This is a genomic window from Thermogemmatispora sp. (assembly GCF_019683635.1).
In the GTDB taxonomy this organism is placed as follows: Bacteria; Chloroflexota; Ktedonobacteria; order Ktedonobacterales; family Ktedonobacteraceae; genus Thermogemmatispora.
Genome location: NZ_JADGIA010000184.1, coordinates 1 through 10,854, shown reverse-complemented (window position 1 = coordinate 10,854; position 10,854 = coordinate 1). Strand labels below are relative to the sequence as shown.

Genomic DNA, 10,854 nt, shown 5'->3' with positions numbered 1-10,854 from the left:
ATGGACCCGGCTAAAGGCGGGCTTCTTTGCAGCGCCAGCGGCACTGCCGGCAATGCTGCTGGGATTGGTGCCGGCGCTCATCTACGGCGCGCAGCATAACTGGGAGAATTTCCTCTACATGCTACACGGCGGACACCCTATCGCCGCCCCAGGCAGCCGTCTCCATATACTGCGCGAAGTTGTCACTTTCTATGCACGTTGTATAGCCCCGCGCGTCATCGGCGGTACGTTACCAACTGAGCCTTATGTGACTCAGAACCATCCTGCAATTTTGACGCCAGGACTGGTCATCAATGGCCTCGCTCTGACGCTGGCCGCCACTGCCTCGCTCCTCTCATGGGTCTGGCCCCGGCCAACGCTGCTCTGCCTGCGCCGCCTGATGTTGCTACCCCTTCTCTTCGCCTGCTGCCTCACAGTGATCTACTGTCTTGATCCGCTGGCAGTCGCAAGCGTTTACTCGGGCTGTGGACCGTGGGATCTGACCGGGCGCTATGTGGTGCCGCTGGTCATAGTGCTGCCTTTCTTCCTGGCGGCAGCCACGACTGCCTGCTGGTATGGCTCCGCCGTGACAGAACAGGATTCCTCCGCTTCCAGAGCTAGCGCACCCAACACAGAAGTCAGGGCGGAGCTGCATGCGCCACACCCGGGCAAGCGGCCTGTCGTCTGGCAGTCGCTGCTGCGTCCCACGCTCTTGCTGCTGCTGCTGATCTGTTACTTCAGCACGCAGTTCTCGGCCTACGCTGTGGCCAACACGCATAATACGTTTGAGACCTCCGGCTGCGTTCAGGCGCCGGGCGACTACACGCCCATCATCACCTATCTGCGCCAGCAGCACATCAGCTACGCCCTGGCAACCGCCTGGGTCGGCAACCCCATCACCTTTGTCACCAATCAGCAGATCCTGGTGACCGAGCCACGGGCGCGTGTACCGGCCTATAGCCAGAAAGTGCTTCATGCTGCTCACTATGCTCTGTTACTACTCGTACATCAGGATCAGAGTAAGCCAGCCATTGTGCAGGCGCTGCAGCAAAAGCACTGGCGTTATACGCTGAAACGCTTCCCAACGGTGCCCGGCTGGGAGCTGATGGTCGTGATCACCACGGATCACAATGTCTCACCGACTGATCCCGCCTTTCGCCAGGCACTCACCCAGCTCTACAATCGCTGCGATGCCTGAAAGCCCGCCTTTCGGTCGCCTGCCGCCCCAGATAAGCCCGTGAGATCAGCACAGTCCGGTTTCCTTTCCAGCAGCACCTGCCGCTCGCAGGCGGGAGGATTGCCTCCTAACAGGTTCGTCATAAAATCGCCGAAGCGGTGGCCGGTCCAGCTATTTCCGTCCCGGGACAGGAACGCCGCCAGGTTGTATTTACGGGCAAGTGATGTTAAACTGAACACTGAACAGACAGGAAAACCGCTGAGCTGGTCAGTGAGAAGGAAGACGTCGCTTGCTGCGCAAAGATCGCGTCTTTGAAATCTTGCGCGCCATGTGTGCGGAGGCCGCCGCTGCCCCCGAAGGCACGGCGCTCAGGCGCAAGCGAGGGTTCAGCGCCGAAGAAGTCGCGGAACGCGCCGCTATCGATCGCACCAATGCCAGCCGTGACCTTAATCAGTTAGCACAGGAGGGGAAGGTCGAGCGCATCCCTGGCCGTCCTGTCCTGTTCGCAGTCAGGAGCCTCTCCCCCCAACCGCCACTGTCGCCGGTCGGGTCGCAGCCACCGTCGGTCAGGGAGTCGCAGCAGAAGCAGACCCAGGCCCCGGCAGTTACCCGTCCGCCAGATCTGCCGAAGCTCGTCAGACCAGAGGCTCCCAACAAGCTGCCGGTGGTGGTGGCCTCCATGCAGAGTGGAGCCATAGTTACCAGCTTTGAAACGCTGGTCGGGAGCGACGAAGGACTGAAGGTCGCTATTCAGCAGGCGAAGGCGGCCATGCTCTACCCTCCGCACGGGCTGCACACGCTCATCTGCGGCCCCAGCGGCGTGGGCAAGACCACCTTTGCGCGTCTGATGCATGCCTTTGCCGTCGAATTCGGGGCCTTACCTCCCAACGCCCCCTTCGTCTCCTTCAACTGCGCCGACTACGCCGGCAATCCCCAGCTGCTCATGGCCCACCTCTTTGGCGTTGTTCGCGGGGCCTACACCGGCGCCGAGCGCGACCGCCCGGGCCTCGTCGAGCAGGCCAGCGGCGGCATCCTCTTCCTCGACGAAGTGCACCGCCTCCCTCCCGAGGGGCAGGAGATGCTCTTCTACCTGATGGACCGCGAGCGCTTCCGTCGTCTGGGCGACGTCGAGGAGCGGCAGGCCAGCATCTTACTCATTGCCGCCACTACCGAGGACCCCAACATCACCTTGCTGCCAACTTTCCGCCGGCGCATTCCCATGCTCATCACGCTGCCCGGCCTGGCCGAGCGCTCGATGCAGGAGCGTTACGCCCTCATCCGCGCCTTCTTCACCACCGAATGCAGCAGCATCGGCGCCAACATCCACGTTGAACCGCAGGTCATTCAGGCCCTCCTGCTCTACGAGTGTCCCGGCAACATCGGGCAACTGCGCACCGACATCCAGCTGCTGTGCGCCCGAGCCTATCTGGATTACCGGACGCGCAATCTCAGCGAGCTGCACGTTGACGTCAGCAACCTGCCCGACCACGTGCGCCGCGGTCTCCTGCGCACCGCCGAGCTGCAGCGCTCGCTGGAGCCGCTGCTTGATGTCCTCAAGGTCACTCACATCTTCACCCCTACCGGCCTCAGCCTCGATGTCCTGCCCCACTCGGCCCGCGACCTCTACGAGACCATCAGTCAGGAGGTGCGCACGCTGCGCCGCAGCGGCCTCACCGACAGCGAAGTCAATCGTTTATTGCAGCTAGAGATCCAACACTACTTCCAGCGCTTCGCCGACGAGGTCACACGCGCTCGCCAGGAAGCGGTTCCGCACCTGGTCGACGAGCAGGTCGCCGCCGCCTGCAGCTCCGTGGTCGACTTTGCCGCCCAGCGCCTGGAGCGCGACCTGCCCGAGAAGCTGGCGCTGGTGCTGGCCATGCATGTCACCAGTACCCTGGAGCATCTGGCCCGCGGCCATCAAGTTCCCACCTCCGTCATCGAATCCGTGGCCGAAACTTATCCGCGCGAATATGAGGTAGCGCGCGCCGCCCTGGCTCAGCTCCGTAACGCACTGCAGGCCCCGCTGCCCGATAGCGAGGTTGATGTACTGGCCGTGCTCCTGGCTCACGCCGATAGCCTGCTCAGTAGCGAGCAGCCCGGCGTCGGTATTGTAGTCGCCGCCCACGGGCGCGGCATTGCTGCTGGCCTGGCCGAGCTGGCCAATACCCTGGTCGGCGTCAAGACCGTGCGCTGGGTCGAGTTGTCACTGGAGCAGTCGCCCGACGAGCTGGTGGCCCAGGTCGCCAGTTGGGTGCGCGTGGCCGACCAGGGGGCCGGCGTCCTGCTCCTCGTTGACTTCGTCTCCCTGCTCTCCCTGAACGAGCTGGTCGAACAACAGACCGGCGTCCGCGTGCGCACGGTCTCCGATGTCAGCGCTCCCCTGGTTATCGAGGCAGTGCGCCGCGCCCAGCGCTCGCGCGACCTGAGCCTCGACCAACTGGCCGAGAGCTTGACCCTGACGCGCTCGATCAGTAATCGCAGCGGCGGTCGTGAGCGCCACACTGAGCCGTTGCCCGCCACAGGCTCCAGAGACCCTGGCCCCAGCCGCGAAGCCGGGCGCGTCATTCTCTCAGTGTGCCTGACGGGCCTTGGCAGCGCCGCGAAGATCGCTGAGCTGATCAATGAGGCCCTGCCCGGCCTGCATGAGCAGGGTATCACTATTTTGTGCATGGATATTACTCTCTCGTATAAGACACGCGAGGACATCCAGCAGCTCGTCGGCAACCGCCAGGTGATCGCCGTCGTGGGCACCATTAACCCCCACCTGGACGACTATCCCTTTATTCCCTTAACGGATCTGCTCTTTGGCGACGGCCTGGCCCGCCTGCGTACGCTGCTCGGCGAGACGCTCATCGATCCAGCCCTGCTGCAGGCCGGGCGCGAGCAGGGACCAGCCGCGGCGACGCCGCTGACGCTGCCCCTGGCCAGCGCGGTGGCCGCGGGCCACTCCCCCCAAGGGGAAGCGCTCAGCGATGGCAATGGGACCCAGCGGGGTCAGGTGCAGCTTTTCTCGCGCCGCGCCGACCTCGTGCGCCAGCTCACGGAGACGCTCAGCCAGCGCATGATTTTTCTCAATCCGACGCGTGTCATGCCCCTGCTCGATCGGGTCATCGAACTGATCGAGGTCGAGGTCGGCGAGAGCTTCCCAATGGAGGTGCTGGCCGGCTTGATGCTGCACCTGGCCTGCATTTTGGAACGCGGCATTCCCTACAAAGGGATGCTGGTGAGTGAGGCGGTACGCCGTCTGGTCGAGCAGCAGTTTGCCCGCGACCTCTCAATCTGTCGTCATGCTCTGCAGCTACTAGGAGAGCAGGTCGGGCGCTTTCTCCCCGACGAAGAGGCCTACAATATCGTCTGCATCCTGCGCCAGCTCGATATCTTCGCCGCCCGCCCTTGACGCTGTCCGGCGGCTTTTCTCCCCCACTCCCGACATGGCGTGCGTGGTAGGGCTGCGCCATATCCCGCCCGGCTACGTATAATAAGGGCAAAAGGAAGTACAGAGCATCCTTAGTCGAGCGAGCGACATCTCTCAAAGAAGCCAGGGGCGCGCTTGGCTTGTGGCCATCCTGCCAGCGATGCAGTCCAGCGCCATCCACTCTGGTCCGGCCCAGTCGGACCGAGCCAAGCCCATCCATTGTGCCCATGCAACAGACTAGCGCGTCCCTCCAGTGTGCTATCTGTGCTACACACATTTCTGGCATAGTTCTTGCTAAAGAGAAGAGTGACCCCGCAGCGCGGTGGTAAGCACGGACCTTCGGCTCTCCCCCGGAGAGCTTGCCCCTGGTTGGAACTCAGGGTCAGAATAGGAGCAGAGGGGAGAGGGAAGGGAAGGCGAGCCAGCGTGCGGCGGGAAGGAGCGAGCATGATCCGAGTCCTGATTGTCTGCAGCTGGGGCATGTCCACCAGTCTGCTGGTGGAAAGCATGCTCGAAGCGGCAGCGGCACGCAACTACACACTCAGCGTTGAGGCTTTGAGCGCCGGTGAATACATGGACCGGCTGGACGAGTGCGATGTGGTGCTCATTGCTCCGCAGATTCGCCATCTGCGCAAGAGCATCGAGAGGCTGGCGCAGGAAGCCGGCAAGCCCGTGGCATTGATCGAGCCATTTCACTATGCAACGATGAACGGTGAGGCCGTGCTGGAGCAAGTGCTCTTGCTCCTGCAAGAGACGCAGGAAGGTCAGGCACAGCCATGAACGCGATGATCGAAAAGAGTAGCGCCTGGTTTGAGCGCTATCTGGTACCGCCGCTGAGCGCGATCGCCAGCAACATCTATCTGCAGGCGATTCGCGACGCCTTCATCATCTTCACGCTCCCGCTGATCATCGCGGGCAGCATCTTTCTGATCATCGCCAATCCGCCAATTCCGGCCCTTGCCCAATTTCTCCAGGCCCATGCTGGCATCCAGAACGCCATTTTGGTGCCTTTCAACCTTTCCTTTGGGCTAATGGCCCTCTTCCTGGCCTTCGGCGTGGCCTACAGCGTTGCCCAGTACCGGCGCACCGAGCCGGTACAGCCGGGCGTCCTGGCGATGGTCCTCTTCCTCGTCGCCAGTATGCCGGTCACCAACCTCAATAGCCTGACGCTGGGCACCATCCTGCCCTACCTCGGCGGTCAGGGCCTGCTCATCGCTATCCTGATCGGCATCCTCACCAGCGAGGTGATGCGCTGGTTCCGCAGCTCCCGCTTTACCATTCGCCTGCCGAAGAGCGTGCCCGCCAATGTCAAGCGCGCCTTCGAAGCACTGGTTCCTGCCGTGCTGCTCATCACGACGATCTGGCTGCTGGAGTGGTTTGTCAGCTCGCATACAGTGACGACGACCGACAGCAGCGGCCATCGCGTGACGCTGCAATTGACGCTGCCGATCCTGCTGATGAAGGTCTTTGAGCCGCTGGTGGTGGTGCAGGACAGCTATCCAGCAGCCCTGCTGGAGATCATCTTGATGATGCTGCTGTGGTCGGTGGGCATCCACGGGATGAATATCGTCACGGCCATCGCGGCCCCTTTCTGGTTCAGCACGCTGGCCGCCAACGCCGCCGCCGGCCCGGCCCACGCCCACGGCATCGTCACCGAGCCGTTCTTCCATATTTTCGCCCACCTGGGCGGCTCGGGTGCGACCTGGCCGCTGGTGATCTATATGCTACGCTCGCGCTCGGCTCAGTTGCGTACCGTTGGTAAGGTCGCCCTGGGACCGGCGATTTTCAATATCAATGAACCGGTCACGTTTGGGGTCCCTATGGCGCTCAACCCGCTGATGATGATCCCCTTCGTGCTGGTTCCCGTCACCATCGTCACCATCAATTACCTGGCCTTCTCTTTCGGCCTGGTCCATGTGCCGATGGTGATGCAGCCCTTCACCGTTCCCGTCGGAATCAGCGGCTTCGTGGCTACCGGGGGCGACATTCGTGGCAGCCTCCTGCAGTTCTTCGATCTCGCTGTTTCCGCTGTGCTCTATTATCCCTTCTTCAAAGCCTGGGAACGCATCTTGATCGCTCGCGAAGAGGCGGCAGCCCGCGGTGAAAGCGAGCGTGCTACGGCCACCAAAGCCGTGTCGTCGGTCAGCAGCGGCGCTGGTCGGGGGGCACTGAGCCGCTAACCAGGGCCAATGGCTTCCAGAGCGGCTGGGGCCTGGTCGTTGCGTCTCCGAGCGCAGGCGAGCTGAAAGAAAGGAGGTAGATAGCTCTCCCGGCAGGAGAGGGTAGCTTGAGTTCCCTTCCCTCCCTGACCGACTCAGTCAATGGCAAGCTCTGGGCTTCACGCGGCTGAAGACAGACATACGAGCGAACAAACGGACAAACGCATGAGCGCTGCGCTCTTGCTCATGCACCTGGCAGAGCGCCCCCGTCCTCGGGCAACCGGGCTGGAGCGCTGCAAGCCAGAGCCGATGTCGGCCCGCCTCGCTTACCCCTTTGGGGGCAGCGAGGAGTCATCTTCAGTGAGACAGGCAGCACTCGTAGCTTTCACCCGCGGCCTGTCTTGCGACCAGGCAATGCCTGCTGTCTAGCTCATTGCACAGAGTTCTCTACGAAAGGATAGGGTGCGAACAATGACGTTATTTATCCGACAGCGCAGATTTGCTGCCATAGCGATCACGCTGCTCTTATCTCTCCTTCTAGCCGCCTGTGGTAGCAGTGGCAGCACTGGCGGTACATCATCCTCCGGAGCGGCTAATGGCAAAGGATGCATGAAGATTGGCATTCTCCTGCCGGAGACGGCCACCTCGGAGCGCTGGGATGCCAAGGATAGGCCGGCTCTGATCAACGGCATTAAGGCGGCCCTGCCTGGGGCGACCGTCGACTATAACAACGCTGAGGGCAACAAGGACGAGCAGCTCAACCAGGCCGAAGCCGACCTGACGCGCGGCGACTGCATCCTGGTGGTGGGCGCCGTCGATAGCGATGCCGCCGCCGCCATCGTCCTCAAGGCCAAGCAGCAAGGCGTTCCCGTTATCGCTTACGACCGCCTGATCCAGTCCAAGGACCTGGCTTACTACGTCTCCTTCGATAACGTGCGCGTCGGCTACCTGCAGGGTGAGTACATCGTCCAGCATCATCACAAGGGCGACCGTGTGGTGATGATCAACGGTGCTCAGACCGATAATAACGCCATCCTCTTCCGCCAGGGCGCGCACCAGGCGCTTGACCCGCTCTTCCAGAGCGGCGAGCTGAAGCTGGTCTACGAGACTTACACGCCTGGTTGGGATAACGACACGGCGCGCACCGAGATGGATCAGGCCCTGACGGCCAACCAGAACAACATCCAGATTGCCTACGTGGCCAACGATGGTATGGCCAACTCGGTGATCGCCGCCCTCAAGGCTCAGCACCTGGATAAGAAGGTGCTGGTCACCGGTCAGGATGCCACCGTCGCCGGTATCCAGAATATCCTGACGGGCGAGCAGGCCATGACGGTCTACAAGGCCATCACCAAGGAAGCCAATGCCACCGCTCAGCTGGTGGCAGCCATCAGCAAAGGGGAAGACACCTCGAAGCTGGTCAACGGCCAGACCAAGACCAAGGATGGCGGCAACATTCCGTCGGTCTTGGAGACGCCGGTTGCTGTCGATAAGTCGAATATCGCTTCGACGGTGCTGGCCGATGGCTTCGTGACCAAAGAGCAGATCTGTCAGGGCCTCCCAGCAGGGACCGGAGGCATCTGCTAACCACCTTCTCCCTGGCTGTGTGCCTGCCGCTGCATGGTTCGCAGTGGGCTGCTCTTGATCTCGCTGCTGCTATATAATAGCAGTACAGATCGCCACAGCAGATGTGAATCACCGGCAGGCGAAACGGGCATGATTACCAGCTCATCGGCGAGCAGGGCGCCCGGTCAGTCGGCCATTCGGCCTGTCTGCCTCTCCCATTGCTCGCCGATGAGCCATGTGTGTCATTAGTTCGCTCATTGTGGAGGCCACATGGCAGACAGTTCTATCAGTACACCCACCGCTCCTTCTCGGCCCGGCCAGACGGGCGTGGCTGAGCCACGTCTGCGCCTGACCGGTATCAGTAAGGCGTTTGGGGCCGTGCAGGCCCTCTCGAATGTCGACTTTGAGGTCTACGCCGGCGAAGTTGTCGGCCTCGTGGGCGACAATGGCGCCGGCAAATCGACGCTGGTCAAGATAATCTCCGGCGTCGAGCAGGCCGACAGCGGCGAGATCTTCCTGGAGGGCACCCCGGTGAAGATCACTGGTCCCAGCGTGGCAACACGCCTGGGGATCGAGACCGTCTATCAGGACCTGGCGCTCTGCGACAATCTCGATGTGGTCGCTAATCTCTTCCTCGGCCACGAGGAACTGGATATCTGGCCCGTGCTCTCTGAGGTGTCTATGGAGCGCGAGGCCCTGCGCGTGCTCAGCGTGCTCGATGTCAAGATCCCTTCGGTGCGCGTGCCGGTCTCGCTGCTCTCGGGCGGTCAACGCCAGTCCATTGCGGTCGCCAAGACCATTCTGCGTCAGGCTCGCGTGGTGCTCCTGGACGAGCCGACGGCGGCTTTGGGCGTGGCGCAGACGCGCCAGGTGCTCAATCTGATCAAGCGCCTGCGCGAGCAGGGCCTGGCCGTGGTGGTGATCTCGCATAACCTGGCCGATGTTTTTGAGGTCGTGGACCGCGTGATTGTGCTGCGCCTGGGGCGACGCGTGGCTACCTTCGATGTGAAGACGGCGACGCCTGAGCGCGTGGTAGCGGCCATCACTGGCGCGGAGTTCGGCGCTGAGGTGGACGCGAATGGCTCGAATGGAGGAGGTTCGCAGTTATGAGTGAAGCTGTGAAGCAGAAGCAACCAGCTCCAACAACCAGCGTTGAGGTGCCCTCCAGGCTGCCGCGTCCCACAGTGGGCCAGCTCCTGCGCACCGATCTGGGCTTTGTCCCCGTTTTACTGACGTTGCTGGTCATTGCCGCCTACTTTGCTTTGACAACCGGCGGCCTCTTTTTGACGCCGCGTAACCTCTCGAATCTGGTGCTTCAGATTACGCAGATCGGCGTGTTGGCTCTGGGCAGTACGCTGGTGCTGCTACTGGGTGAGATCGATCTGTCGGTGGCGGCAGTGAGTACGCTTTGCGCAGTGGTGATGGGCGTGCTGACCGAGCGCCACGGAGTGTCTGCGGGTTGGGCGATTCTGGCCGCCCTTGTGACGGGTGCCCTCACCGGACTCATTAATGGCTTGCTGGTCGCCTTTATCCGCATTCCCTCGTTCATTGTGACGCTGGCGGCCTCTATCGGCTACTCTGGCCTCTTGCTCTACCTGCTCGCCGGACAGAGTACGCTGATTATCCACGATGCCTTCATTGTCTCGCTGGCGAATAATTACTTGCCGGATGCGCTGGGCATCGGCTTGCCAACACTGGCGCTCTTGCTCTATATTGGGTTTGTGGTCTTCAACTATATACGTCGCCAGCGTGCCGGCCTGCGTACGCAACCGCTGCCGCGCTTGCTGCTGCAGATCGTGATCGTGGCGGTGATTGTCGAGGGCGCGGTGGCCCTCTTCGAGTCCTACCTGGGCGTGCCTCAGTCGGTGATTTTCCTGACCGGGCTGATTTTGCTCTGCTGGCTCCTGCTGACGAAGACGCCCTTTGGCCGTTATGTCTATGCCGTTGGTGGGAACGCCGAGGCAGCGCGCCGCGCCGGTATCAATGTGCCGCTGATTCGGGTGGCGGTCTTTACGATGTGTTCGACGCTGGCAGCCATCGGTGGCGTGCTGGCGGCGTCGCGCGGGCTGGCGGTGGCCAGTCAGATTGATCCAACGCTGCTGCTCGATTCGATCGCAGCGGCAGTGATCGGCGGCGTGAGTCTCTTCGGTGGCAAAGGCTCGGTCTGGACCCTGATCCTCGGCGCGCTGATCATTGGCAGCCTGGAGAACGGCCTCGATCTGAAGAGCCAGGGCACAGATGTGAAGGAGATGGTGGAGGGCGTGGTCCTGGTGATCGCCGTGGCCGCCGATGCCCTGATTCGCCGCGCTCAGGCTCGTCGTGGCCGCTAGGTTGCCCGTCCGCTTGCCGCCCTGGCTGCTCAGCGCAGGGGTAGCTGCCTCGCTGCGCTGGTCGACCGGCGGTCGCTCTCAATCCTTACCCAGCCCAGCGGTGATACGTACGCCTCGCTTGTCCGTCCGCTCCGACTCCAAGGCGAGGCGCTGGCCTGGGGCGGGCGGGTCACGTGCGGGCTGGAAGGATTGGTTGGATCGGCGCCTCGCACGTCGCTCGCCATGCTG

7 protein-coding genes are annotated in these 10,854 nt (G+C 62.4%); all 7 read left to right on the top strand.

Annotated features, from left to right (window positions below; all coding sequences use genetic code 11):
* Positions 1-1,177, top strand: a 1,177-nt coding sequence (locus IRZ31_RS17020) for a hypothetical protein (RefSeq protein WP_297155798.1), incomplete at its 5' end; no start/stop codon positions are given.
* Positions 1,178-1,445: 268 nt separating this feature from the next.
* A complete protein-coding gene (locus IRZ31_RS17015; protein WP_297155796.1) occupies positions 1,446-4,553 on the top strand; it encodes a sigma-54-dependent transcriptional regulator in 3,108 nt (1,035 codons plus the stop codon).
* A 465-nt stretch (positions 4,554-5,018) separates the two neighbouring features.
* The gene (locus tag IRZ31_RS17010) at positions 5,019-5,351 is read left to right on the top strand and encodes a PTS sugar transporter subunit IIB (RefSeq protein ID WP_297155794.1); all 333 of its coding nucleotides are present in this window, start codon (positions 5,019-5,021) and stop codon (positions 5,349-5,351) included.
* Positions 5,348-6,751 (top strand): PTS transporter subunit EIIC, encoded by a 1,404-nt coding sequence (locus IRZ31_RS17005; protein ID WP_297155792.1) that lies wholly within the window; start codon positions 5,348-5,350, stop codon positions 6,749-6,751. The genes IRZ31_RS17010 and IRZ31_RS17005 overlap by 4 nt, the downstream gene beginning before the upstream one ends.
* Before the next feature lie 588 nt (positions 6,752-7,339).
* Positions 7,340-8,317: a sugar ABC transporter substrate-binding protein gene (locus tag IRZ31_RS17000; protein WP_297155790.1), complete on the top strand. Its 978-nt coding sequence runs from the start codon at positions 7,340-7,342 to the stop codon at positions 8,315-8,317.
* A gap of 249 nt (positions 8,318-8,566) precedes the next feature.
* Positions 8,567-9,406 (top strand): ATP-binding cassette domain-containing protein, encoded by an 840-nt coding sequence (locus tag IRZ31_RS16995; RefSeq protein WP_297155788.1) that lies wholly within the window; start codon positions 8,567-8,569, stop codon positions 9,404-9,406.
* On the top strand, positions 9,403-10,626 hold the full coding sequence (locus IRZ31_RS16990; RefSeq protein ID WP_297155786.1) for a hypothetical protein: 1,224 nt from the start codon (positions 9,403-9,405) through the stop codon (positions 10,624-10,626). Before IRZ31_RS16995 ends, IRZ31_RS16990 begins: the two co-directional genes overlap by 4 nt.
* Positions 10,627-10,854 lie beyond the last annotated feature (228 nt).